This window comes from Mycobacterium sp. NTMscope_Eco_3, assembly GCF_976985685.1.
Genome location: NZ_CDRJYZ010000001.1, coordinates 2,075,015 through 2,099,570 on the forward strand (window position 1 = coordinate 2,075,015; position 24,556 = coordinate 2,099,570).

Sequence of the window (24,556 nt, forward strand, 5' to 3'; positions counted from 1 at the left end):
TCAGTGAGAATTGCTGTCACCGGGGCCAGCGGGGTTCTCGGCCGCGGTCTGGCCGCGCGGCTGCTCACCCAGGGCCACGACGTCGTCGGCATCGCCCGCCACCGCCCCGAAAGCTGGCCGAGCGCAGCTGATTTCGTGGACGCCGACGTTCGTGATGCGGCAGCGGTCCAGCGGGCCCTGACCGGCGCGGAAGTCATCGCGCATTGCGCGTGGGTGAACACGCCGGGGCCCGACGAACGGATCGCCCACCAGGTCAACATCGACGGCACCCGCAACGTCCTCGGCGCAATGGCCGAGACCGGGGCCAGGCGAATCGTTTTCGCGTCCACGGCGCGCGTTTACGGCGGGGGAGATGCGCCGAACACCGAACGCGACGCCTTGGCTCCGGTCACCGTTGACGGCCAGTGCAATGCCCGGGTCGAACGCATGCTCGCGGAATCGGGCGGGGAATGGGTCGCGATCCGCTCCGCGCTGATCCTCGGCCGAAGCGTCGACAACTGGGCGCGCCGGATCTTGGCGCTGCCGGTGTTTCCCGCCCGCTCAAGCGATCGCCGCATGCAGGTCGTCCACCTCGACGACGCGCTTCGGCTGTTCAACCGGGCGATCGTGGAAAACGGAATCGACAGCGGCCCGGTGAATCTCGCCGCCCCCGGAGAGGTGACATTCCGGCAGATCGCCGCCGCGGTGGGCCGCCCGGTCGTCCGGTTGGGATTCGCGCCGGCTGAGCTGGAACTGGCGCAGGCCGCTCCACTCATGGACATCTCGCGGTTGCGCGACGAGTGGGGATTCCGCCCGGCGTGGGAATCCGGCGAGTGTATCGAGGATTTCGCGCTGGCGGTGCGCGGCCGGGTCACCGTGGGCAAGCGGGTGGTGTCGCTGCCGTGGCGGCTGGCCAACATCCAGGACCTACCTTCGGTCGACGCGCCGAGCAGCGACGGCGTGAAACCCAATTTGGCGGGCGCAGCGGGAGATAACGGCGAATTCGACACGCCGATCGACCCCCGCTTTCCCACCTTTCTGGCCACGAACTTATCGGAGGCCCTCCCCGGCCCGTTCTCGCCGGCCTCGGCGTCGGCCACGGTTCGCGGACTGCGGGCTAGCGCCGTCTGCGTCGCCGAGCGGCTACGGCCCGGGGGGCTGATCCAGCGTGAAATCGCCATGCGCATGGTCGCGGTGTTCGCCCACCGGCTGTACGGCGCCATCACGACCGCGCACTTCATGGCCGAAACGGTGCCGTTCGTGAAGCCGACGACGGTTGTGAGCAACAGCGGGTTCTTCGGCCCCAGCATGGCGGCGCTGCCGATCTTCGGTGAGCAGCGGCCGCACGCCGACACCAGCCCCATCCGAAAGCGACTGCGCACCATCCGCAACATCGGGGTATTCGGCGTCAACCTGATCGGGCTGTCCGCCGGCGCACCCCTGGACACCCGCGAATTCGTCGCCGATGTCGACCGCCTGGAGCGCTTGACCGACGGCGATCTCACTCGGCTCGACGATCGTCGATTGCTGAGCCTGATCTCGTTGGCACGGGACCAAGTGGTGCACGGCTGGGTGCTGGCGGCCGGCTCGTTCCTGTTGTGTGCGGCGTTCAACGTGTTGCTGCGCGGTCTGTGTGGGCGCGACACCGCCGCGCCCGCCGGCCCGGAATTGGTCAGCGCGCGTTCGGTCGAGGCGATGCAGCGGTTGGTGGCCGCCGCGCAGCGCGACCCCAAAGTGACAGCGCTGCTGGCGGAACCGGGCGACCGGCTGGACAAGCTGGCCGTCGAGGCGCCGGAATTCCACGCCGCGCTGCTCGCCGAGCTGGCGTTGATCGGTCACCGCGGCCCGGCCGAGCTCGAGATGCTGTCAACCAGCTACGCCGACGACCCCGAGCTGCTGGTCCGGATGGTGACCAGGGCGATGAGCGCGACGGCCGCGCCGGAGCCGCAGCGCGCTCGGATTCCGTTGCGGGCCAAGCCTGTTGCGGCGCTGGCCACCCAGCAGCTGCGGGACCGCGAAGTCCGCCGCGACAAAGTGGTGCGGGCGAACTGGGTGCTGCGCACGCTGCTGCGCGAGTACGGGCGTAGGTCGGTCGAGGCCGGCGTCTTCGGCGCCGCCGACGACGTCTTCTATCTGCTTGTCGACGAGCTCGATTCACTACCGGCAGATGTCGGGGGCCTGGTGGCCCGGCGCCGGGAGGAACAACGCCGGCTGGTGGCGGTGGCTCCGCCGACGGTGTTCAGCGGAAGCTGGCAGCCAACGTCGAACTCGTCGCCCGCGCTGGCGGGCGGGGACACCCTGCGCGGGGTCGGAGTGTGCGGTGGGCGGGTTCGCGGGCGGGTGCGCATCGTGCGCCCCGACACCATCGACGACCTGCAGCCCGGCGAGATCCTGGTGGCAGAGGTCACCGACGTCGGCTACACCGCGGCGTTCTGTTACGCCGCCGCCGTCGTGACCGAACTGGGCGGCCCGATGTCCCACGCCGCGGTGGTGGCCCGCGAATTCGGATTCCCCTGTGTGGTGGACGTTCAGGGGGCGACCAAGTCGTTGCCGCCGGGCGCCCTGGTCGAGGTCGACGGCGCGACGGGCGAAATCCACGTCCTGGAGCTCGCCGTGGACGACGCGCTGAGCTAGTCGAACTCCATCTCCAGACCGACCGGCCCGCTCAACCCCAGCATCGGTTTCCACTGTGCCGTCGCCACGCGGCGCGGGTTGGTCATGCGCCGCGCGAGGACTTTGAGCGCCCCGGCGAGTTCCGTTCGGGCGAGGTTCGCGCCCAGGCAATAGTGGGCACCGCCGCCGAACGTCAGAATGGGCGGCGGGTCCTCGCGGGTGATGTCGAACCGGTCCGGGTGCGGATAGACCTCCGGATCACAGTTGGCGGCAAAGGTATTCACTGAGATGAAGGTGCCGGCCGGAAAGGTGTAGTCGGCGAATGCGACGTCGTCGAGGACGGTGCGCAGGGTGGTACAGACCGCCGGCGAATGGCGCATGCATTCCTCGACGGCCGGCATCGCGAGGTTGGGGTCATCGCGCAGCATCGCCAGCTGCTCGGGGTGATCGCACAGCGCGTGCATGCACGCGGCGAGCTGATTGCGGGTGGTGTCAGTGCCGGCGGACAGGATGCTGAACGCCAGCATGCGCATCTCCGCGTTGCTCAGCCGGTCGCCGTCGTCCTGCGCGCGGATCAGTTCGGAGATCAAGTCGTCGGTCAACCGGCTCCGGCGTTCGGCGATCATGTCGTCGATGTAGGCGTCGAAATCATCCCACGCCCGCATCACGATGTGCTGCTCGTTCGCCAGGTCGGAGTCGAACCGCACGATCTTGAAAATGTCCTCCGCCCATAGCGAAAACTGCTCCCAGTCCTCGGGCGGTGCGCCCAACAACGCGCAGATGATCGGGATTGGGTAGGGCCGGGCGACGTCGGTGACGAAGTCGCAGCGGCCGGCCTCGGCGACCTGATCGATCAACTCGTTGATCACCATTTCGATGGTGTCTTCCATGCGTGCCGACGCCCGCGGTGTGAAGGCCTTGGACACCAGACCGCGCAGGCGCCGATGTTCCTCGCCTTCCATGCCGAGGATGGTGCCCAGCACCCGGTCATAGAGAGGGCCGGAGGTTATCCCGCGAGCCGTCATGTGCATGCCGGGTGGGAAGACGAACCGGGGATCGCGAAGTATCCCTCGGGCGAGTTCGTAGCCGAGCACCTCGGGTCCCAACGGCCCGAGGGCGATCGGAGATCGCTTACGCGCCTCGCGGATCTGTGGGGCGACCTGGTGCACGGTGTCGGTGATGTCGTAGTGCAGCGTGGGGAGGCCGGCGTCGAAGACGCTGGGTGCTGCGGTGTCGACGGTCATGGTGTCTCCTTGGACCGAAATCAGCTGGGTTGGTAGCGCTTTGGTAGCACCTCGATCGGCGCCGAAATGGCCTCGCCGGGGGCCAACTCACCGGAGTCGGGCAAATCCGGCATCAACCTGGCCGTGGACGTATCGGTTATCGCCGCGAAGTTGTCCCGCACCTTCTCGATGGTGAGATCGGCGTCATATATGCCCGTCGTCTGGCCGAACACCCGGATGCCCACGTTTCCCCCGCCCGCCTCGAGGTTGGCTCCGGATACCGGACAACTCTCGTGAACCAGGAACGCCACCGCGGGTGACACCAGGCCGGTCGGAAAGTGATCCTCCATCAGCCTGGTGAAGGCGGACGGGTTGTTGAAATGCCGCATGCGGCCGTAACCGGCGTCGCGCATGTGGGGCCAGGCCGCCCGGCACATCCACACGGTCCCCATCAGGTGCACGTCGATGACGTTGCGAAGGTCGGCGTCGGAGATTTCGTCGAAGTGCGCCATGAAGCAGACTCCGGCATTGTTCACCAGGATGTCGACGCGGCCCCACACGTCCAGCGCCGTCTGGACGACCCGGCGCGCGCCGTCCTCGTCGGCGACGCTGTGCAGGTCGGCGACCGCCTCGCCACCGGCCGCGCAGATCTCGTCGGCCACCTGCTCCGCGTTGGCCCGCAGGACGTTTCGGCCGTCGGGTCCCACGCCGAGGTCGTTGACGACGACCTTGGCTCCTCGCTGGGCGAGCAGCTTGGCGTGCGAGCGCCCGAGGCTGGGCTCCTGGCCGCCGGCCCCGGTGACGATCGCGACCCTCCCGTCGAACCGAAGCTCGGTCATGACCTGTCCGTGGTGAGGATCCGCAGCGGCAATCGCGGCGGGGAGCAGGTTGGGGACGGCCACGTGATCTCGGGCCGGTATCCCGGTGGCAGCTCGAAATGGGCTATCCGCCTTAACCATTCGGTCACGACGACGTTCATCAGATCGTCCAAGTCGAGCCCGGGAATACCGTTCGAGTCACGAGCCTCGGCCATGGCGCCTCCTATCACGGAATGTTGGTCGCCAAGAATGTCAGTGGCAGTCCCAGGATCGACACGTCGTTTTCGTCGAGAAAGGTGCCTTCGCCCTCCATGTGTTGCCGGAAACGCGTTGTCGCGCCGTAGCGCTCGGCGACGGCGTCGGCCCTGGAAGCTTCCGGGACTCCGATGACCACGGTGAACACGCCGTCTCCGTGGCGTTCGAGGAACTCGGTCACCGAAACGGCGACCTCCCCGGTCGACCCCGGGATCGGGCTGATCAGCTCGATGCCCCGATTCCAGTCGAGGTGAATGTCCAGGCCGAGCTCGGCCAGCTGCAGCGGCTCGAAGACGAACCCCAGATCGCTGAACATGTGGGTCACGGCCTCATGTCGTTCCGGTGCCACGGCAAACACGACGTGATGGAGCGAGGGTTCTTGTGTTGTCGTCATGTTGTCAGGACTCCGCGGGGAAGTAGCAGGGGGAGGTCGTTGTAGGTGACGATGCCAGGAGGTGCGGCGACGACGGCGGGTATCGCGGTGATCGCCGGCACGGCGGTGATGGTGAGGCCCAACATGATGTAGTCGTCCAAGGTCGTGCCCTCGAAGTCCGGCGGTGGCAGGAAGCTCAGCGTGGTCTTGATCGTCGGGCGGCCCAGCACCTCGACGGTGTAGCCCATGTCCAGCGGCCAATCCGGTTCCAGCGCTTGCCCCTTGCGCCATTGCCCGCCGATTTCGATGACCTCTCGGCCGGCCGTAATCCCTTTCCAGCGAACGTGGATGCCCGCCACGCAGCCCGTCGCGATGATCCAGTCTCCGGGCAGGTGCAGATCCTCGGCGGTTTGGGCGTACTCGGCTTCACAACGGACCTCGTCGAGCTCGACGCCGAGGGCGTCGGCGAGCAGCAACACGCCGTCGCGGAAGATCCCGGATCCTTTCTCGGTGACCGCCAGTAGGTCCGGATGGTCGATGGGATAGCCGAAGCCCATGGGGATTTCGGTCGCCGGCGAGTTGTAGATCGTGGTATCAAAGGACTCCAGCACCGACACCTTGTCCACCCGCTCAGAGAGTCCCGCCGATACGATGGCGAACAGCTGGACGAAGCCGGGGTTGATGCCGCTGCCGAAAATGCTCGATCCGCCCTCTTGGCAGGCCTGCGCGATGCGATCACGCCCCGCACCGAGGAAATGCCCGGTGATGAACCCGGCGGTGCCCACCACGTTGATGCCCGCACCCAGGATGCGGACCAGCTCGTCGACGTCGGGGAACATCGGGTTGTAGACCACACAGTCCGGCTTGAGCGCGAGCAGCGCCTCAATATCGTTGGTGGCCTTCACATCAAGCGGCTCGATCCCGCACAGTTCGCCGACATCACGCCCGGCCTTCTCCGGCGACCAGGCGTAGCATCCGACAAGCTCCAGCGTCGGGTTGGCGGCGATCGCCCGCACCGAACTCTTGCCGACGTTACCGGTCGTCCACTGAACGACCCGATAGGTCACGGGTGCGTCGCCGCCTGCGCTTGGCGGGCGAGCCGTTCGTCGTGAATCCTGACGAGCTCGCGGAACCCCAGCCGGTGGTACTTCGGTATCGGCTGGATACCCCAGACGTCCTGCGCGGTGGCCTTGCCCTCGGCGCCCTCCGGGGGTCCGAACGGCGGGTAGGGGTACTTGCACTCCAGGGTGTCGTTGGAGTACCGGATCTTCAGCAGCTCACTGCAGATCTGGGTGAGGCTCAGCGTCGGGTAGCCGTAGTAGACCGCCATGAACGGCAGCGTGAAGGCGCCCTCGATCACCAAGGCCACCAGACACACCAGCACGGCGCGCTTGATCCAGGTGTGCATGCGCGCGTAGTAGGGCGTCGTCCCCGGCTCGAGATCGGTGGCCGGGTCTTTGCCTTCGGTGGTGGTCGGTGCGGAAGGACTAGTCATGGCACTGCTCCTTTTAGTCGGAGAAGATTTCGCGATTGACGGTGTGCAGGTACGGGATGGCGAGGAACGGGGTGATGTAGAAGATGTCGTAGAGCCACCAGCCGATGACCGGGAACACGACACCGGCGTAGCGCACGTCGGCGAACATGGTCATGTTGAAGACGTAGGCGGACCAGATCACCACGCCCATCCAGCAGGTGACGACCATCCACTGGTGGCCCCAGCGCTTCGTCTGTAAAAACCCGATCGCCGCGGCCACCCGCATCGAGAAGACGGTGAGGATCAGGCCTGCCACATAGGCCTTTTCGCCCGGGCCCGCAGCGCCCCCGATCCACAGCTCGTTGTAGTGCCAGAAGTAGCCGGCGTCGAACATGTTGCCCCACCCGACCATCAGCACCCGGTTGATCAGCGTGTGGTTGGCGACCAGGTCAAGCGCCCACCCAAGACTGTTGAGCATTCCGTCGATCAGGACCAGATAGCCGATGAGGGTCACGATCATGGGCCGAACGGACAGCCCGGCGCGCAGGGCCTGGCGCTGCAGCCACACCCCGCGCATGAAGATGGGAAATCCGATCAGGCCTGGCGCCCACATGCCCATCAGGGCGGCGCCGACGATCATCCACTTGTCGGCGTGGCGCTGAGCCTGGCGTGATTCGTCGTGGTGGTCCTCGAGGCTGCGCGACGCGTCGGTACGGTCCGGCGCGTCTCCCGAATTTCGTTTCAGCAGCGGTACATTCACAGATCCCACCATCCCCGCGCGAACGACATGTAGAGCTGGACTCCGAACATCGCCAGCAGATAGCCGTAGATGAAGATCTGGAAGATGATGAGCGCCCTTTTGCGCTTCTCCTCCTGTCGGTCCATGCCGGTTGCTCCTTTCCCTAGGGCGAACTGTTCGAGGTGGCCAGGCTGGCTGCCGCGACTTCACGCAGACCGTCGGTGACCGCGCCATCGGTGCTCAGCGGCGCGAGTATGCACGCGTCGGCGGCGTCCAATTCGGTTGCGCCGGCTGCGATCAGTTGGGCGGCGGTGACCAGCACCCGCGTCGACGGCGGTTCGAAGTGGAAGGCTTCGTCGGCGGTGCGGATCGCGACCGCGCACCCGACCAGCCGCTGGGCGGTGGCCGACGGGATTCCGGATTCGGCGACGATCACGTCGGCTTCGCGGTCGGGCGGCAGATAGTGCATCGCCAGCGTGACGAACCGTTGGCGGAACGAGGGTTTGAGCTCCTTGAGTGAGCTGCGATAGGCCGGGTTGTACGAACACACCAGCATGAACTCTTCGGGGGCTTTCACCACCTCGCCGGCGCGGTCCAGGTACAACGACCGTCGGTGATCGGTCAGGGAATGCAGGATCGCCAAGGAGTCGTGGCGGGCCTCGACGACTTCGTCGAGGTAGCAGATCGCGCCGGCTTTGACGGCCCGGGTGAGCGGGCCGTCGGTCCAGACGACGTCGCCGCCGGTCACCATGAAGCGGCCGACGAGGTCGGAGCTGGTGAGGTCGTCGTGGCAACTGATCGTGACCACCGGTCGCTGCAGCAGCGAGCCCATGTGTTCGACGAACCGGGTTTTGCCGCACCCGGTCGGGCCGGTCAGCATCACCGGCAGGCGCCGCTGAAAGGCGTGTTCGAACAGCTGAACTTCGTTGCCGTTGGCGAAATATGTGTCGGTGGTCATCTTTTCCTTAATCGGTCGGCATTCACGCTGCGACCAGTTCGCGATGGACATGGGCCAATACCCGCGGTAATTCCTCGATGCGCCGGATCCGTTGCGACCGGCGCGGCCCGAACACCTCCGGAAGGGGGTCGACCCGGGTCGGCCCGACACCCACGTAATACATCGACACCCCGGCCTCGCTGGCCTCCTCGACGGCGTGCGCGGCATCGGCCCAGGCGTAACGGCCCTCGTAGCCTTCATCGGAGATCAGCCCGTCCCCGATGATGATCAGCAGGCGCCGCTCGGAGGCCTGGGCCAGCAGCCGGCTCGTCAAATGGCGCAGCGGCGCACCGAGTCTGGTGTAGCCGCGGGTGGCCCGGCCCAGCCCGCTCGGCGGCACGAACCGGCGGTCCTCGAAGTCCTTCAGGCACCGCACCTCGACGCGGTGACGGGTGTTGCCGGTGAACACGAAAACGCCATGGCGTTCGCGCGCCAGCGTCATGGCACGCGAAAGCGCGTCGGCACAGGCCAATTCGAGCTGGAACACGCGGCCCCCGTGTACCCCCAGCGACGAGCTGCCGTCGAGCAGCAGTGCGGTGGCGACGTCGCGGCTGCTGGGCAGCAGGTCGCGGAACACCCTCGGCTCCTTGGCCTCGCCCGTCGTCAGGTCGATGTAGTGGTTGACGTACTGGTCGACGTCGAGGTCCGAGCCGTCTTCGAGGCGGCTGGTCATTGCACGGTGGGTGTGCTCTTCGAACCACTTGCGGACGTCGACGGCCACCGGCACCGGACGGCGCAGGCGCCGGCCGTCGGCGTGCTCGACGACAGCGACGTGGTCGTGCATGAATCGCTGTGTCCACATGTTCCACTCGGGATAGGGAATCCCGGGCCGGTGTTGGGGTGTGACGTCGAGATCGTTGTCCTGCGGCCGGCTCGGCGGCGGCAGGTTCGGGTTGCGGACACCCCCATCACCGCCGACCGGAACCGAGTATGGCCGCGGAAGACGCTTCTGCGTGGCGGTCCACGGCATCCGCCCGAAGCTGCGTCGCAACCTATCGGTCAATCCCTGGGGCGCCGTGTAGGCGAGCGGCAAGGCACCCAACAGCGGAGGGATCGCCAACTCCCGGCCGGTGGCCGCCAATCCGATTGCCCTATCGAGCATCTGGGCGCCGTCCATGTCCGCGGCTTCGGGGTGGACGCCGGGGAGCAGCCGTTGGACCTCGGGAAGCAGGCCGGGCCACCGCGACGCGATCCAGCCGAGGGCGACGCCGCCTTCGACCAGCGTGAGCGCGCGCAGTTCGCGCGCGGATAGCTCGTTCAGCCGAAATTCGGTGACGCGTTCCTTCGATGGCGAGCATTGCAGGGCCACGCCGCAGGTCAGGGTTCTGCGGGTCCAGTCGGGGGCGGCGGGGTAGGGGACATGGACGAACGTGAGCCCCGCGTTCAACCCGAAGCCCCGCCGCTCGCCGGTGACGAGCCGCACGCCTTCGCGGCGCTGCTCGCTCAGCGCGACCGCCGTCACCGCGCAACTGCGTTCCAGCGCCATCGCGTGGCCGTCGGAATGCTCAGTCATCGGCCCAATCCCGCGCTCCCCGAACCCCGGTTCAGAACGTGCCGATGTTGGAGAACAGCCAGTACCAGAACCAGATGATCAGTCCGGTGCCGCCCCACGCGGCGACGTAGCGAAGAATTTCCCAGACATAACCCACGATGTGACCTCCTCGGTGACGTGGTCAGGTGATGCGTGCTGAGGTGTCGAGAACTCTCGTGAACCGAAGGCGCGTACGGCATTTCAGTCGGAGAAGAGTTCGCGGTTGACGGTGTGCAGATAGGGGATGGCGAGGAACGGGGTGATGTAGAAGATGTCGTAGAGCCACCAGCCGACGACCGGCAGCACGACGCCCGCGAAGCGCACGTCGGCGAACATGGTCATGTTGAACACGTAGGTGATCCAGATGACCACGCCCATCCAGCAGGTGATGACCATCCATTGGTGGCCCCATCGTTTCATCTGCAGAAAGCCGATGGCCGCGGCGATCCGCATGGTGAAAACGGTCAGGATGAGGCCGACCTCCAGGGCCTTCTCGCCGGGTCCCGCCGCGCCGCCGACCCACAGCTCGTTGTAGTGCCAGAAGTAGCCGGCGTCGAACATGTTGCCCCAGCCGTTGAGCAGGACGCGGGCCAGAATGGTGTGGTTCGCCACCAGATCAAGGGCCCAGCCGACGGTGTTGATGGCGGCGTCGATGATGACGAGGTAGCCGAGCAGGGTGACGAGCATCGGCCTCACCGAGAGGCCGTCGCGTTGCGCCCGGCGCAGCAGCCGCACGCCCCACAAGAACAGCGGCAGGCCGAAGATGCCAAGGGCTGCGGTGCCGATCAGCAGACTGCCGGAGATGAGCCATTTGTCGGCCCGGCGCTGCGCCAATTGTGAGCGTTCCATGTGCTCGTCGATGGCCAGACCAGGCGGGGCGGAGCCGGGCGATCCGGTGGCTGCACCTATCCCGGAATCGCGCTGATGCAGCTTCGGCAAATTCACGAACCCTCCCCGCCATCGACACTGATTGGATCGGCGAGTGCACTATAACAGGCTGACTACAGTCAGCAGAAGTAGCGGACGAGGTCGACGGCGATGTCTCGGTGGAGTCCGCCCGTATTCTGGCAGTTACCGAGTGCCGCAGGGCCAGTAGGCGTGGTGGGCGCCGCTGCCCGCGGCGTGGCGCCCACCTGCTAGCACTGACGAAAGTCAGCTGGTAATCGTTGACACGCCCTTCGGCCGAAGCCTACGCTCAGCGAGCGCGCAGGCGTTCTGGCCATGCAAAGGAGTAGCGATGACGCTCAAGTCGCCGGCCGAGAAGAAGTATCGCGTAATCCAATGGGGCGTCGGCAATGTCGGGACGATCGCGCTGCGTCATTTTGTGCACAACCCGGCCTATGAACTGGTCGGAGTCCTGTGCAATCGTCCGGAGAAGGTCGGCAAGGACGCCGGTGAGCTCTGCGGCAAGCCGCCGACCGGTGTGCGGGCGACCACCGACAAGGATGCCATCGAGGCACTCGATGCCGATTGCGTGTTCTACGCGCCGTTATGGTCCGACCCCGATGAAGTGTGTCGTTTACTGCGCGGTGGCAAGAATGTCGTCGCGTCGGGTGGGGCGTGGTGGTATCGGACTGAGCACAGTCAGGCGGACATCGACAAGATCGATGCCGCGTGCCACGAGGGTGGGACGTCGTTTCATGCCGGCGGTGTAAACCCGGGGTTCGCTGGAGACCTGCTCGTCCTGACGCTGGCCCGAATCGTCAGTCAGATCGACACTATTCACATCTACGAGGTGGTGAATTTCGGGCGGGACACCCTCAAGTACCTGTATGAGATGGGAATGGGAAGCGATCCGGCCGGGTTCGAGGATGGCCCCAATCTGTTGGGGCAGGCATGGCCCTTGTTCGCGCAGTCGATGGCCATGGTTGTGGAGGGAATGGGCAAAACAGTCGAGAAATACACGACTGAGGTAGAACTCGGGACTGCCACGCGCGACATCCCCTTCGAGGGAGGGGAAGCCAGCGACATGCCAGGCTTCAAGGGCGTGATCAAGAAGGGCACCGTCGCCCGCCAGCATCACAAGTGGACGGCGTGGGTGGACGGTAAGCCCCTCATCGCTTTTCACGAGATCTACACGATGGACACCTTCGACGCCATTGAGCCGCAGGAGGATTGGCCCCAGCACTACCACTACCGGATCGTGATCGAGGGCGATTCCTCCACCGAGCTGATCCTGCAGGGGGCACAGGACCCGAATGGCGGCTACGCGCTGCCCGGCTACACCTGGACCGCGATGGGCCCGGCGAACGCGATACCCGCGGTCTGCGACGCTCCACCGGGGTTCATGTCACACAAGGAACTCGGGCTGATGCCGCTGCGTGGCGTGATACGGCCCTAGCGGCGGGTCAGGGCTTCAAACTTCGCAACGTCCTCGCGACGAAGTCTTCCAGCAGGGTGTGGCCGGTCGGCCAATGGTTGGTGGTGATCAACAGGGCGTAGAGGCCCAGCAAGAAGAACACCGCGCTGTTCATCGGATTGACGTGCCGATCGGTCTCACCGCGTTCCTGCGCCAGCGCGATTTCCTGGGCCACCAAGACGATCAACGGGTGATCTCGGCCGTCCTCGGTCTGCGGGCGGGTTTGGGAGAAGTGCAGCGCGAGAAAGTCATTGAAGAGCCGATCGCCCAGCCGACGTTCCAGCCCGACCACCAGGCGGACCGCCTCATTCAAAGCGGAAGCAAGGTCGTGCTTGGACTTCAGGAATTGGGCGAACTGCTTGGCTATGCGATCCTCTTCGCGGCGCTCGAGCTCCAGCAGCACGTGCTCCTTGGTGGGGAAGTGGAAGAAGAAGGTCCCGTGCGCGACTCCTGCGGCGGCCACGATGGCACTGACATCGGCCTCGGCCATGCCGGCTCGGGCGAACTCCGCGATCGCGGCGCCCATCAATCGCTCCCTCGTCTGCAGGCGCTTTGCTTCTCGTGCCGACAGCCGATCCGTCACAGCCATTTCTTTCCTCACGGTTGACCCGACTCGTGCGAGAGTTGCGGGGCTCAACGGCTCATTATGCCGTGTCCGCACCAGAAAGGCTTGCATAACTTGATCATTCTCAGATAATCGGCGGCGTTACCGACGTCGATTGCGCAGATTCGTTGACTTTAGTCAGCTTGGTTCATAGATTGAACGGCGCACACCACGCGCGATCGAAGGAGCTCGGCATGGCGTTGGAACAGTTCCAGCTTGATGGGCAGGTCGCGATCGTGACGGGCGCCGGGAAGGGTGTCGGGGCGGGCATTGCCCGGGTCTTGGCGGAGGCCGGCGCCACCGTTGTCGGGACCGCACGCACCGAGGCGGATATCGTTGGCACGATTGAGGGTATCGAGGCCTCCGGCGGCAAGGGGTTGGCGCTCGTGGCGGACGCGATGAGTCGTGCCGACGGAGAGCGCGTCGTGAACACGGCCATGGAGCGGTTCGGGCGCATCGACATTCTCGTCAACAATGTCGGCGGCTCCACCTATGCGCGGTTTTTGGACATCACCGACGAAGACTTCCGGCACACCTTCGACTGGTGTGTGACATCCGCGTTCATCATGAGTCAACTCGTCGCCCCGCACATGCTCGGGGCGGGGCGCGGATCCATCGTCAACATCTCGTCTGGGTCTGCCCGGTTCGGCATCCGGGCCTTGACGGCCTACTGCGTCGCGAAGGGCGGTCTCGAGGCGCTCACCCGCGCCATGGCACAGGAACTCGCGCCGAAGATCCGCGTCAACGCGATTGCGTTGGGTTCGTTCGCCACCGATGGTCTACGGGGCAGCTTGGACTTGATGCCCGGGTCGCTCGAGAAAATGCAGGAGGCCACGCCGCTGCATCGGCTCGGTGACGTCGAGGATCTCGGACGGCTGACGGTCTACCTGTGCACGCGCGACTGCTACGCGACCAACGCGATCTTCCACGTCGATGGCGGCATCGACTCGAACAACTCGCCGCTGCCAATCCCCGATTACTGACCTGGACCGCGATTCAACGCGTCATGATGGGTCATCGCCCACGGTCGGAAGGATGAGGGTAAGTGCGCAGAGTCATACAGTTCTCCACCGGAAACGTGGGCCGGCATTCGTTGCGGGCCATCATCGGCCGACCGGATCTGGAACTGGTCGGCGTGCACGCCGCCAGCGCCGACAAGATCGGCAAGGACGCGGCGCAGCTCTGCGGGCTGGACGAGCCGACCGGCATCATCGCGACCGACGATATCGAGGCGCTGCTCAATCTTGGCGCCGATTGCGTGGTCTACACGTCTCAGGGTGAGACGCGGCCCATGGAAGCCATCGAACAGATGGCCAAGTTTCTCGCGGCGGGCATCAACGTTGTTGGTACGTCGATGGTCTGGCTGGTGACGCCCCGCCATGCCGACGACTGGTTGCGAGAGCCGTTGGAGCGCGCGTGCGCGGCAGGCAACGCCTCGCTCTACGTCAACGGCATCGACCCCGGCTTCTCCGGCGATACGCTGGTGCATTCGGCGGCTAGCCTGACCACGCGGATCTCGTCGATCACCGTGCAGGAGATCTTCGACTACGGCAACTACGACGATGCCGAGTTCACAGGTGCGGCAATGGGATTCGGAACCACGCCGGACGACGACACGCCAATGATGTTTCTGCCCGGGGTGATCGTGGCGATGTGGGGTGGTCAGGTCCGCAGTCTGGCCGACCATCTCGACATCGAGCTCGACGACGTGCGCCAGCGCTGCGAACCGTGGTATACGCCAGAACGCATCGAGTGCACGATGATGACGGTGGAGCCGGGGCAGATGGCCGCGGTCCGGTTCGCCACCGAGGGCGTGCGCGACGGTGAACCGGTCATCACCCTCGAGCACGTCACCAGGCTCACCCCGGCCGCCGCGCCCGACTGGGAGTTCCCACCCGAGGGCCATACCGGGGTGCACCGCGTCGTCGTGGAGGGCGAGCCGCGCGTGGAGATCAACACCCACGTCTCCCATCCGTTGCTGGATTCCACTGACGCAGGGTGCATTTCGACGGCGGGGCGGGCGGTCAACGCGATCGACTGGGTGTGCAACGCGCCCCCGGGGCTGATCGGTGTCGAAGACATCCCGCTCTCGGCGACGATGCGCGGGCTGATGTGGAACGAGCACTGAACTGACCACCGCGGCTCCAGGACGCGTCGCCGGTAAACGCATTCTGATCACGGGCGCCGCCCGCGGTATGGGCCGCGGCCATGCGTTGCGGCTCGCCGAGGAAGGCGCGGACCTCATCGTGCTGGACATCTGCGAATCGTTGCCGCAGATCGAATACCCCTTGGCCACAAGGCAGGAGCTTGACGAAACGGCAGAGATGGTGCGCAAACTCGGCCGTCGCTGTATGAGCTACGTCGTGGATGTCCGTAACGACGAACAGTTGCGCGATGCGGTCGACGACGGCGTCGCGGCACTGGGCGGGCTGGACGGCGCGGTCGCCAACGCCGGCGTGTTGACGGTGGCGCCGTGGGACAAGACGACTGCCGATCAGTGGCGCACGGTGGTAGACGTCAACCTGATCGGGGTGTGGAACACCTGCGCGGCCGCGATACCGCACCTGCTCGAGCAGGGCGGAGGCAGCCTGGTCAACATCAGCTCGGCCGGCGCCCTCAAGGGCTTTCCGCTGCAGACGCCCTACACGGCGGCCAAACACGGCGTCGTCGGCTTGACCCTGGCCTTGGCGAACGAACTCGCGGCACAGAACGTGCGCGTCAACACCGTGCTTCCCACGGGCGTCCCCACCGGAATGGTCCCCGCATCGTTCGGGCCTCTCCTGGGCGAGCAGCGGTCCGATCTGATCCCCATCTTCGTCAACGCGATGCCCACGCCCGCCGTCGAACCCGCCGACGTGAGCAGCGCGGTCCTGTTCCTGCTCTCGGACGAGTCCAGATACGTGACGGGTCTGCAGTTCAAGGTCGACGCGGGCGTGACCATCAACTGAAGCGAAACTCGCCCGATGCGGATTTGCCCGGCGGCCCACAAAGTTTGCGTGTTCGTGCTGCGTCGCGCCGGGGTAAGGGATACAAATAGCTGACCGCAACAAGGAGGGCTCATGACCAACGTCCGGACGTCCGCGGTCGGTCTGGCGGCCACCGCGATGCTGCTCAGCGCTGCAATGGCGGGCTGCGGCGAGGACAAGAGTTCGACGGCGCCATCGGGCTCGACGTCGTCGTCGAGTTCGGCCGTGTCGTCGAGCCCCTCGCTGTCACCGGGGGCGCCGGCGGACTACAGCTCGTTGCTTATCAAGCCCGCCGACGTCGGCCCCCGCGCCACCGCTGACGGGCCGCCCAGTCAGAATCCGGGCGGCATCGTCGGCGTCGGGCAGGTCTTCAAGAACCCCGACGGCAAGCGCACCATCGTCGACACGGTCGCCGTCTTTCCCGATGCGGCGACGGCCGACCAGACGGCGGCGAATATGCGAGACGTCGTCGGCAAGAAGGTCAACGGGCAGCAGCAGCCCATCGATGTCGGCTCCAACGGGTTCATGGTGATCGGGCAGAGCAGCGACCCGGCCAACCCGATGGAGATCTCCGAGGCGGTATTCGTCGAGGGCAGGGCCATGGTCGACCTGGAATCCGACTGTGTCATAGGCAATCCCACGCCGGCCGACATCCTGCTTGATCTCGCTCGCAAACAGGACGCTGCGGTCAAGGCGGGCCTGCCGGCTAATTGATCGGGCGGTCTTTCAGAGTGGCCAGCCGTCCGGCTGCAGCGTGTAGCGCAGTTCGGCCGCCGGGGGCAATGGCCGTCGCTCATCGACCGATATCGCGTCGACAACAAGGGCGACGTAGCGTCGCCAGCCGTCGCTGTCCGAATCCATCGTCGAGAGCACGCTGAAGAGCATCGCTATCAGGCGAGGCAGGTCGTCGCTGACCAGATCCGCGCGGATCCTGCCGAGCCGCTGGCCTTCGCGGGCAAGCTCGGCGAGTGCGGCGTTGAGCGGCACCGAGATGTCGGACGTGAGGGACCCGGCCCGGCGTGCGGCGGCCAGCAGGCTGTGTTCGCGGGCGCCGAGCGCGATCGCCGCTTCGATCAGTTGGGTCAGGCCGCGTAGCGGATCCTTTGCGCGGCGGGCGCGGTCGATCACCGGGGTGAGATCCTCGGCGATGCTCTGTTCCAGCGCCGCCAGGACGAGGTCCGCCTTGCCGGGGAACCGGCGGTAGAGGGTTCGTTCGCCGACGCCGGCGCGGCGGGCGACCGCCTCCACCGGAGCGTCCGGGCCCAACTCGCCGTAAACCTCGCGCGCCGCGCGCAGTATGCGCTCGACGTTGCGCGCCGCGTCCGCCCGCAACGGCCGGTCTTCCACCGCGGTCATTGTGACAGCGTAACTGACGGTTGACTACCGACAGCCGTCGCTTTACGCTCTACAACTGGCAGATAACTGACATTTAATGGGAAACGCGGCTTATGTCAATATCTTTCGAGACGTCCGACTCCTGCTCCGATGCCGATCTGCCGGCACTGCCGATGCCGCGTCCCGCGCGGTGCCCGCTCGCAACGCCGGTAGAGTTCGCGAGTTGGCGGGACGAGCCCGGTTTACGACAGGCGATGTTCCACGGCAATCCGGTCTGGGTGGTGAGCCGCTACGCCGACATCAGGGCGGCGCTGGTTGATCCGCGGCTGTCCGCGAAGACCATTCCGGACGCCATCATGCCCACGGACGCCGACAACAAGGTCGTGGTGATGTTCGCGCGCACCGACGATCCCGAGCATCATCGGATCCGTCGGATGATGACCGGCAACTTCACCTTCAGGCGTTGCGAATCGATGCGGCCACAGATCCAGGAGACGGTCGACCACTTTCTCGACGAGATGATCGCCGTGGGGCCCCCTGCAGATCTGGTCCGTGAATTCGCCTTGCCGGTGCCATCATTGGTGATCGCGCTGTTGCTGGGAGTGCCGCCCGAAGACCTCGAGCTCTTCCAACGCAACACCACCGCCGGGCTCGACCAGAAGACGTCCGAGGCGGAAAAGGGACAGGCCTTCGGGGCGATGTACGCCTACATCCAGGATTTGGTGCAACGCAAGGAGCGCGAACCCGGCGACGATCTGATCAGCCGCATGATCACCGAGTACGTCGCGACGGGCCAACTCGACCACGCGACCGCGGCGATGAACAGTGTGATCATGATGCAGGCCGGCCACGAGACCACCGCCAACATGATCTCGCTGGGAACCGTTGCGCTGCTACAGCATCCAAGCGCCTTCGAGCGACTGGGCCACACCGACGATCCCGCCCTCATCGCGAACACCGTCGAAGAGCTGATGCGCTATCTGAGCATCGTGCACAGCCAGGTCGACCGCGTGGCGACCGAAGATCTCGTGATCGGCGGCCAATTGATCAGGGCGGGGGAGTTCGTGATGATGAACCTGCCCGCCGGGAACTGGGACACCGAATTCGTCGACGATCCAGAGAGTTTCGACATCGATCGAAACACGCGCGGGCACTTGGGTTTCGGCTACGGCGTGCACCAGTGCATCGGGGCCAACCTGGCACGCGTCGAGATGCAGGTCGCGTTCGCCGCCCTCGCGCGGCGGCTGCCCGGGCTGAAACTGGCGGTCCCGCCGGAGGAGTTGCGTTTCAAGGACGCCGACATCTACGGCATGAAGGAGCTCCCGGTCACCTGGTGATCACCACCACCGCGTCGCACACCACCACCGCCCAGCGTGGAGTTGTTGGCGCGAATTTCACGCAACAAGTCGACGCTGGGCAGCGAAAGCCTCAGCAGCTGAACGCCGCGCCGACCCCGTCGGGCGGTGGCACCGACTTCAGGCAGCCGAAGGGCTGAATGCCGGCGGGCGCCAGACGCGCCGCCGACTGATGCGCGTAGTTCACGCAATACAGGCCCGCCTGGTCGGCGCGGCACCGATAGTCACCGAACGACAGCGAATCCCCACTCGGCAGTTCCGGTCCGTTGCCGTTGACGAACGGACCGGGGTCGGCCCGTGCGGCTCCCACCTGCAGGCGCACCCCGTCGAAAGTGACCCAACCGCCCTGCCATTCGCCATAGGCGGTCGCGGGCGCCGGCGCCGGAGCGGTCAGGTTCACCAGGCAATTCAGCGCGCCGCCGGTGTGTGGGGCATCCGTCATGCAGGAGACTTTGCCGCCCGCTCCCGCCAGGGCGATGTCGCCGCCCAGGGGTGTGGCCACACCGTCGCGGGTGGCCGTGTGATAGCGAGCCGGATCGGCGGGGTGGGCCGCCTCTATCCACGCGATGACGTCGGAGACCGCGGCGCCGGCGGCCGGCGCCGCGGCCGCTCCCGGCGTCTTGCTTTCCGACGGGCCGTCGGCGGCCCCCGCGGATGTCGGGGTGGTGCTAGGCGTCGACTCCGAGTGGCCGCCCGTGGTGTGTGAGCACCCGGCGACCAGTAACGACGCGGCGATCATCGCAGCTATCCGCATGCAGTCAGGCTAACCGCCGCGCCGGCCAATTAAGGCGCTGCGCGCGCGTTAACGCCGTCATGTCGGTTACCGTCGGGTTATGCATCACCGGACTGTCCGCGCACGCACGGCCACCGGCACCGTCGAGGGCTTCACCCGCGACGGGGTCAATCGGTGGCGGTCGATCCCGTATGCCCGTCCACCGGTGGGAAACCTGCGCTTCCGGGCGCCGCAGCCGGCGGCGCCGTGGTCGGGGGTGCGGCACTGCCATGGCTTCGCGAATTGCGCGCCCCAGCAGCGCCGGTACACCCTGCTCGGCCTGTCGGGTTTGGGAGGCCGCTATCAGCCGATGAGCGAGGACTGCCTCACCCTCAACGTCGTGGCACCCGAAGCCGCCGAGGGGCCGCTACCGGTGATGGTCTTCATCCACGGCGGCGGGTACTTCCTGGGCAGCTCGGCGACACCGCTCTACGACGGGGCCCCGCTGGCACGCCGGGGGTGCGTGTACGTGTCGGTGAACTACCGGCTGGGCGCTCTGGGATGCGTGGACTTCTCGTCGCTGTCGACGCCCGAGATCACCATTGACAGCAACCTGTACCTGCGCGACCTGGTGCTGGCGTTGCAGTGGGTGCGCGACAACATCGCCGGATTCGGCGGTGACCCGGACAACGTGACGATTTTCGGCGAGAGCGCGGGCGCGTGTATCACCGCCTCCCTGCTGGCGGTGCCTTCCGCCGAAGGCCTGTTCGCTCGGGCGATCTCGGAGAGTCCCGCCTCGGGTCTGGTGCGGTCGAAAGAGGTTGCCGCCGAGTTCGCGAACCGCTTCGTCGGTCTGCTGGGCGTGCGCAAGCAGGATGCCGCCGACGCGCTGATGCGGGCGTCCGCGGCCCAACTGGTGCGCACCCAGCACGCATTGATCGACGAGGGCATGCAGAACAGGCTGGGCGCCTTCCCGATTGGTCCGGTTGTCGGGGATGACATGCTGCCGATGGATCCCGTCGAGGCGATGCGGCGCGGTGAGGCGCATCCGGTGCCCCTCATTGTCGGCACCAACGCCGAGGAGGGTCGGCTGTTCACCCGATTCCTGGCGATGCTGCCGACCAACGAATCGATGGTCGAAGAGCTGCTGGCCGAGGCGGAACCCGCTATCCGCCAACGCATTACCGCCGCGTACCCGGACTACCCCGAACGTGCGGCATGCATCCAGCTCGGCGGTGATTTCGCGTTCGGCTCGGCGGCCTGGCAGATCGCCGAGGCCCACGGCACGCACGCGCCGACCTACCTCTACCGGTATGACTACGCCCCGCGCACGCTGCGCTGGTCGGGTTTCGGCGCCACCCATGCCACCGAGTTGCTGGCGGTCTTCGACGTCTACCGCACCAGGTTTGGCGCGTTATTGACCGCGGCGGCCGACCGGCGGGCGGCGCTGCGGGTCAGCAACCAGGTGCAACGGCGTTGGCGCGCCTTCAGCCGCACCGGCGTCCCGGGCGAGGACTGGCCCGCGTACAACTCCGCCGATCGCGCCGTGATGGTCTTCGACCGGAAATCCCGGGTCGAGTTCGATCCCCACCCGCAACGCCGGATGGCCTGGGACGGCTTCTCACTCGCGCATTGACCTGGCACGCTGACCCTCATGCACGCCGAGACCGAGCAAGTCATCGAAACCCCCAGTGATCTCACCGCCTCCTGGTTGGCCGCGGTGATCGGCACCGGACCCATCGCCGATTTCTCGGTCGAGCGCATCGGCACCGGGCAGATGAGCGAGTGCTACCGCATCCAGCTCAACTACGCCGAGGCCGACCGCGGGCCCGAATCGGTGGTGCTCAAGGTCGCGGCCACCGACCCGGTGAGCCGACAGACCGGGCTGGCGCTGGGACTCTACGAGCGGGAGGTCCGCTTCTACGGCGACATCGCGCCGCGGCTGGGCGGGCCGATCGCGCCGTGCTACCACGCGGCGGTCGACACCTCGACGGGCGTGTTCGACCTGCTGCTGGGCGACGCCGGCCCGGCCGTGGTCGGTGATGAAATCGCCGGCGCCACAATCGAACAGGCCCGCCTCGGTGCCGTCGAACTCGGACGGCTGCACGGGCCGCTGCTCGGCGACGTCTCGCTGGCCGAAGCGCCGTGGCTCAACCGCGAGGCGCCGCTGAACCAGGCGATGATCGCCCCGCTGTACGCCGGATTCGTCGACCGCTACGGCGACCAGATCGCCCCGGAGCACCGCGAGGTGTGCGAGCGCTTGGTGGCCGCGTTCGACGGTTACCTCGCCCAAGACGCCCAGGCGTCCGAGATCCAGGGCTTGGTGCACGGCGACTACCGGTTGGACAACATGTTGTTCGGTACCGCCGGCGCCGACCGCGCGCTGACGGTGGTCGACTGGCAGACCGTGTCCTGGGGCCCCGCACTGACCGACCTGTCCTATTTCCTCGGCTGCGCGCTGCCCCCCGAGGACCGCCGGGAGCACTACGACGCGCTGCTGCGGGCATACCACGAGGCGCTGGGGCCCGACGCGCCCCTGACCCTGGCCGACGTCGCCGACGGCGTGCGCCGGCAGAGCTTTTTCGGCGTGATGATGGCGATCGTCTCCTCGATGCTGGTGGAGCGCACCGACCGTGGCGACCAGATGTTCATGACGATGCTGCGCCGGCACTGCGATCACGTCCTCGACACGGACGCGCTGGCGACGCTGCCGACCGCGGTGCCGGCCGAGCCGTTGCAACCGGTGCCCGAGGATGAACTCGCCCACGATCCCACCGCCGAACCGCTGTGGAGCGAGAGCTGGTACGCCGACTTTGCCGACAGCGCACAGGGATTGGGGGGCTGGTTCCGCCTCGGCCTGGTGGCCAACGAGCAGACCGCATGGGTTCACGTGCTGCTGTGCGGCCCCGGCATACCCACCGTCGCCGTCGACGCGCAGGTTCCGCTGCCCCCGGACCCGTGGACGGTGCGCAGCGACGAGTTCGAACTCGGCCACTCCGCCGGCACGCCGTTGCAGAGCTACCGCGTCGACGTGCGCGCGCGGGGTCACGAGCACTCCGACCCGGCGGCGCTGTTGCGCGGGGAGTCCGGCACGCCCGTCGAGATGACCATGAACCTGGTGTGGGACACCGATGGCACCCCGTACAAGTACGGGGTCACGACGCGGTATGAGATTCCGTGCACCGTCTCGGGCACGGTCACGATCGGCGACACCAGCTACCGCCTCGATGCGGTGCCCGGCCAGCGCGATCATTCCTGGGGTGTGCGCGACTGGTGGAGCATGGATTGGATTTGGAGCGCGCTGCACCTGGACGACGGCACCCATCTGCACGGCGTCAACATCCGCATTCCCGGCGCGCCGGCGTTCAGCATCGGCTACACCCAGGGCGCCGACGGCCGGGTCACCGAGCTACAGACCGTCGACTCACGAGAGTCCTTCGCCGGCAACGGGTTACCAGTGGATGCGACGCTGACGCTCAACCCGGGGGAGCTCACCGCCAAGGTGGACGTCCGCGGCCAGGCGCCGGTCCGGCTCGTCGCCGCGGACGGGCGGGTCAGCCAGTTCCCCCGCGTGTGGGCCACGATCACCACCGCCGACGGGCGCAACGGCGTCGGCTGGCTGGAATGGAACCGCAACCTCGGCGAACACACCGGGTGAGCGGATCGGCCCCCGTCGTGGTGATGGGCGTTTCCGGATCGGGCAAGTCGACCGTCGGTGCGGCGCTGGCGCGACGCATGCGGGTCCCGTTCGTCGACGCCGACACCCTGCACCCGGCCGCCAACGTCGCCAAGATGGCGGCCGGCCACCCGCTCGATGACGACGACCGCTCGCCGTGGCTGGACAAGGTCGGCGAATGGCTGGCGGCTCACCGCGACGGCGGGGTGGTGAGCTGTTCGGCGCTGAAAAGGAAGTACCGCGACCGGCTGCGCGCGCACTGCCCGGGCGTCGAGTTCCTGCATCTGTCCGGTTCGGCGGAACTGATCGCCGGCCGGCTGGCGGCCCGGACCGACCATTTCATGCCGGCCGCGCTGCTGCGCTCGCAACTGGACACGCTGGAGGCCCTCGGCCCCGACGAGGCCGGCATGACGGTCGATGCCGGAGGCGATGTCGACGCGATCATCGACGCCGTTCTGAAACAGCGCCGCTAGCAGGGGATACGCGCCGGTGTAGCATTGTGCTACAACTCGTAACGGTGTGCTGCATGACGGAGGAAGCATGGCCGACGCTCTCGATCGCGTCACCCGGGTGGCGTCCGACCTGATGGACAGCGCCGCGGCAGAAGGCGCCCGCCAGAGCCGTTCGGCCAAGCAGCAACTCGACCACTGGGCGCGAGTCGGGCGCGCGGTGTCCAGCCAGCACACCGCCTCGCGGCGGCGGGTCGAGGCCGCGCTCGCGGGCCACCTCGCGACCGGCGAACTCACCGTCGAGGAGGGCGTGGTGTTCAACGCCGAGATCTCGGCGGCCATCGAACAAAGCCTGGTGCACGCCAACTACGGGGCGACGCTGGCCGGGCAGGGCGTCACCACGGTCGCCCTCAACGAGGACGGCGACGTCGTCGAGCACCGGCCCGACGGCTCCGCCGCGGTGTTGGCGCGCGGGCGCTGACCCGGCGTTCGCCCGGCGCGGCCCGATGGAGCGACTTGACCTGGTGGTCGGCCCGAACGGCGCCGGCAAGTCGACCTTCATCGCGTTCACCCTGGCGCCGCTGTTGCCCGGCAGCCCGGTGGTCAACGCCGACGAAATCGCACGGCAGCGCTGGCCGGGGGAGGCGGCAGGGCGCGCCTACGAGGCCGCGCAGGTCGCCGCCGACACCCGCGCGAAGCTGATCGACCTGGGTCGGTCGTTCATCGCGGAGACCGTGTTTTCCCACCCGTCGAAGCTGGACCTCATCCACACCGCCCATCGCGCGGACTTCACCGTCGTCCTGCACGCGATGCTCATCCCGGAAGACCTTGCCGTCGAACGTGTCCGGCACCGCGTGCGGGCCGGCGGCCATGACGTGCCGGAAACCAAGGTTCGCGAGCGCCATCGCCGCTTGTGGACACCGGTCGCCGAAGCCCTCGCGCTCTCTGACGTCGCGACCGTCTACGACAACAGCCGGCTGCGCGGGCCGCGCATAGTCGCCCGCCTCAGCGGCGGCATGACGATCGGTCGCCCCGACTGGCCCGCGTGGGCTCCGGAGATCCTGCAGAAGCGCTGGACGGAGTAGCTGCACCAGCGCG

Annotated in this window: 25 protein-coding genes; 12 read left to right on the forward strand and 13 right to left on the reverse strand. The window is 66.9% G+C overall.

From position 1 onward, the window contains the following. The first annotated feature begins 3 nt into the window (after positions 1-3). Positions 4-2,613 (forward strand): sugar epimerase family protein, encoded by a 2,610-nt coding sequence (locus AC0KTM_RS09460; protein ID WP_238957959.1) that lies wholly within the window; start codon positions 4-6, stop codon positions 2,611-2,613. Here the strand turns inward: AC0KTM_RS09460 and AC0KTM_RS09465 are convergent. The 10 genes from AC0KTM_RS09465 to AC0KTM_RS09510 all read right to left on the reverse strand — a co-directional run bounded on the left by AC0KTM_RS09465 (position 2,610) and on the right by AC0KTM_RS09510 (position 10,851). Continuing rightward, positions 2,610-3,836: a cytochrome P450 gene (locus AC0KTM_RS09465; RefSeq protein WP_238957960.1), complete on the reverse strand. Its 1,227-nt coding sequence runs from the start codon at positions 3,834-3,836 to the stop codon at positions 2,610-2,612. The two genes, AC0KTM_RS09460 and AC0KTM_RS09465, sit on opposite strands and share 4 nt — an antisense overlap. A gap of 20 nt (positions 3,837-3,856) precedes the next feature. Beyond that, positions 3,857-4,654 (reverse strand): SDR family NAD(P)-dependent oxidoreductase, encoded by a 798-nt coding sequence (locus AC0KTM_RS09470; protein WP_238957961.1) that lies wholly within the window; start codon positions 4,652-4,654, stop codon positions 3,857-3,859. A 205-nt stretch (positions 4,655-4,859) separates the two neighbouring features. After that, positions 4,860-5,282 carry a VOC family protein gene (locus tag AC0KTM_RS09475; protein WP_238957962.1) on the reverse strand — a complete coding sequence of 141 codons (423 nt, stop codon included), beginning with the start codon at positions 5,280-5,282 and terminating at the stop codon, positions 4,860-4,862. Further along, positions 5,279-6,328: an NAD(P)H-dependent amine dehydrogenase family protein gene (locus tag AC0KTM_RS09480; protein WP_238957963.1), complete on the reverse strand. Its 1,050-nt coding sequence runs from the start codon at positions 6,326-6,328 to the stop codon at positions 5,279-5,281. Before AC0KTM_RS09480 ends, AC0KTM_RS09475 begins: the two co-directional genes overlap by 4 nt. Further along, entirely contained in the window at positions 6,325-6,756 is a 432-nt protein-coding gene (locus AC0KTM_RS09485) for a hypothetical protein (RefSeq protein WP_238957964.1), read from the reverse strand. Before AC0KTM_RS09485 ends, AC0KTM_RS09480 begins: the two co-directional genes overlap by 4 nt. 13 nt (positions 6,757-6,769) lie before the next feature. Then, positions 6,770-7,495 (reverse strand): hypothetical protein, encoded by a 726-nt coding sequence (locus AC0KTM_RS09490; protein ID WP_238957965.1) that lies wholly within the window; start codon positions 7,493-7,495, stop codon positions 6,770-6,772. Next, positions 7,492-7,620: a hypothetical protein gene (locus tag AC0KTM_RS09495; RefSeq protein ID WP_007770904.1), complete on the reverse strand. Its 129-nt coding sequence runs from the start codon at positions 7,618-7,620 to the stop codon at positions 7,492-7,494. The genes AC0KTM_RS09490 and AC0KTM_RS09495 overlap by 4 nt, the downstream gene beginning before the upstream one ends. Before the next feature lie 17 nt (positions 7,621-7,637). Further along, the gene (locus AC0KTM_RS09500) at positions 7,638-8,432 is read right to left on the reverse strand and encodes a CbbQ/NirQ/NorQ/GpvN family protein (RefSeq protein ID WP_238957966.1); all 795 of its coding nucleotides are present in this window, start codon (positions 8,430-8,432) and stop codon (positions 7,638-7,640) included. Positions 8,433-8,454: 22 nt separating this feature from the next. Continuing rightward, entirely contained in the window at positions 8,455-9,984 is a 1,530-nt protein-coding gene (locus AC0KTM_RS09505; RefSeq protein WP_472415475.1) for a nitric oxide reductase activation protein NorD, read from the reverse strand. A gap of 219 nt (positions 9,985-10,203) precedes the next feature. Next, positions 10,204-10,851, reverse strand: a complete 648-nt coding sequence (locus AC0KTM_RS09510) for a hypothetical protein (protein WP_095532428.1) — start codon at positions 10,849-10,851, stop codon at positions 10,204-10,206. A 388-nt stretch (positions 10,852-11,239) separates the two neighbouring features. On the opposite strand from AC0KTM_RS09510, the gene AC0KTM_RS09515 reads away from it, so the two are divergent. After that, the gene (locus AC0KTM_RS09515; protein ID WP_238957968.1) at positions 11,240-12,343 is read left to right on the forward strand and encodes an NAD(P)H-dependent amine dehydrogenase family protein; all 1,104 of its coding nucleotides are present in this window, start codon (positions 11,240-11,242) and stop codon (positions 12,341-12,343) included. 7 nt (positions 12,344-12,350) lie between these two features. On the opposite strand, the gene AC0KTM_RS09520 is transcribed toward AC0KTM_RS09515, so the two are convergent. Continuing rightward, positions 12,351-12,950 (reverse strand): TetR/AcrR family transcriptional regulator, encoded by a 600-nt coding sequence (locus tag AC0KTM_RS09520; RefSeq protein WP_225326896.1) that lies wholly within the window; start codon positions 12,948-12,950, stop codon positions 12,351-12,353. A gap of 209 nt (positions 12,951-13,159) precedes the next feature. Between AC0KTM_RS09520 and AC0KTM_RS09525 the strand changes: the two genes are divergently transcribed. The 4 genes from AC0KTM_RS09525 to AC0KTM_RS09540 all read left to right on the forward strand — a co-directional run bounded on the left by AC0KTM_RS09525 (position 13,160) and on the right by AC0KTM_RS09540 (position 16,645). Continuing rightward, positions 13,160-13,948, forward strand: coding sequence for an SDR family NAD(P)-dependent oxidoreductase (locus tag AC0KTM_RS09525; RefSeq protein WP_225326812.1), 789 nt, complete (start codon positions 13,160-13,162; stop codon positions 13,946-13,948). Positions 13,949-14,010: 62 nt separating this feature from the next. After that, a complete protein-coding gene (locus tag AC0KTM_RS09530; RefSeq protein ID WP_238957969.1) occupies positions 14,011-15,093 on the forward strand; it encodes an NAD(P)H-dependent amine dehydrogenase family protein in 1,083 nt (360 codons plus the stop codon). A gap of 1 nt (position 15,094) precedes the next feature. Beyond that, positions 15,095-15,913, forward strand: a complete 819-nt coding sequence (locus AC0KTM_RS09535; protein WP_275254809.1) for a mycofactocin-coupled SDR family oxidoreductase — start codon at positions 15,095-15,097, stop codon at positions 15,911-15,913. Between the two features lie 111 nt (positions 15,914-16,024). After that, positions 16,025-16,645 carry a hypothetical protein gene (locus AC0KTM_RS09540; protein WP_238957971.1) on the forward strand — a complete coding sequence of 207 codons (621 nt, stop codon included), beginning with the start codon at positions 16,025-16,027 and terminating at the stop codon, positions 16,643-16,645. A gap of 12 nt (positions 16,646-16,657) precedes the next feature. On the opposite strand, the gene AC0KTM_RS09545 is transcribed toward AC0KTM_RS09540, so the two are convergent. Continuing rightward, the gene (locus AC0KTM_RS09545) at positions 16,658-17,287 is read right to left on the reverse strand and encodes a TetR/AcrR family transcriptional regulator (RefSeq protein ID WP_238957972.1); all 630 of its coding nucleotides are present in this window, start codon (positions 17,285-17,287) and stop codon (positions 16,658-16,660) included. A gap of 92 nt (positions 17,288-17,379) precedes the next feature. Between AC0KTM_RS09545 and AC0KTM_RS09550 the strand changes: the two genes are divergently transcribed. Continuing rightward, positions 17,380-18,603: a cytochrome P450 gene (locus tag AC0KTM_RS09550; RefSeq protein WP_238957973.1), complete on the forward strand. Its 1,224-nt coding sequence runs from the start codon at positions 17,380-17,382 to the stop codon at positions 18,601-18,603. 91 nt (positions 18,604-18,694) lie between these two features. Here the strand turns inward: AC0KTM_RS09550 and AC0KTM_RS09555 are convergent, their stop codons facing one another. Beyond that, on the reverse strand, positions 18,695-19,375 hold the full coding sequence (locus AC0KTM_RS09555) for a hypothetical protein (RefSeq protein ID WP_472415476.1): 681 nt from the start codon (positions 19,373-19,375) through the stop codon (positions 18,695-18,697). 79 nt (positions 19,376-19,454) lie between these two features. Between AC0KTM_RS09555 and AC0KTM_RS09560 the strand changes: the two genes are divergently transcribed. From AC0KTM_RS09560 to AC0KTM_RS09580, 5 genes are all read left to right on the forward strand, one after another. Next, positions 19,455-20,969: a carboxylesterase/lipase family protein gene (locus AC0KTM_RS09560; RefSeq protein WP_225326806.1), complete on the forward strand. Its 1,515-nt coding sequence runs from the start codon at positions 19,455-19,457 to the stop codon at positions 20,967-20,969. A gap of 18 nt (positions 20,970-20,987) precedes the next feature. Then, positions 20,988-22,991 carry a DUF7064 domain-containing protein gene (locus AC0KTM_RS09565; RefSeq protein ID WP_472415477.1) on the forward strand — a complete coding sequence of 668 codons (2,004 nt, stop codon included), beginning with the start codon at positions 20,988-20,990 and terminating at the stop codon, positions 22,989-22,991. Beyond that, positions 22,988-23,482, forward strand: a complete 495-nt coding sequence (locus tag AC0KTM_RS09570; RefSeq protein WP_238957975.1) for a gluconokinase — start codon at positions 22,988-22,990, stop codon at positions 23,480-23,482. Before AC0KTM_RS09565 ends, AC0KTM_RS09570 begins: the two co-directional genes overlap by 4 nt. A gap of 67 nt (positions 23,483-23,549) precedes the next feature. Further along, positions 23,550-23,939 (forward strand): TA system antitoxin ParD family protein, encoded by a 390-nt coding sequence (locus AC0KTM_RS09575; protein ID WP_472415478.1) that lies wholly within the window; start codon positions 23,550-23,552, stop codon positions 23,937-23,939. A gap of 25 nt (positions 23,940-23,964) precedes the next feature. Beyond that, complete coding sequence (locus AC0KTM_RS09580) at positions 23,965-24,543, forward strand: AAA family ATPase (protein ID WP_238957977.1); 579 nt, start codon at positions 23,965-23,967, stop codon at positions 24,541-24,543. Positions 24,544-24,556 lie beyond the last annotated feature (13 nt).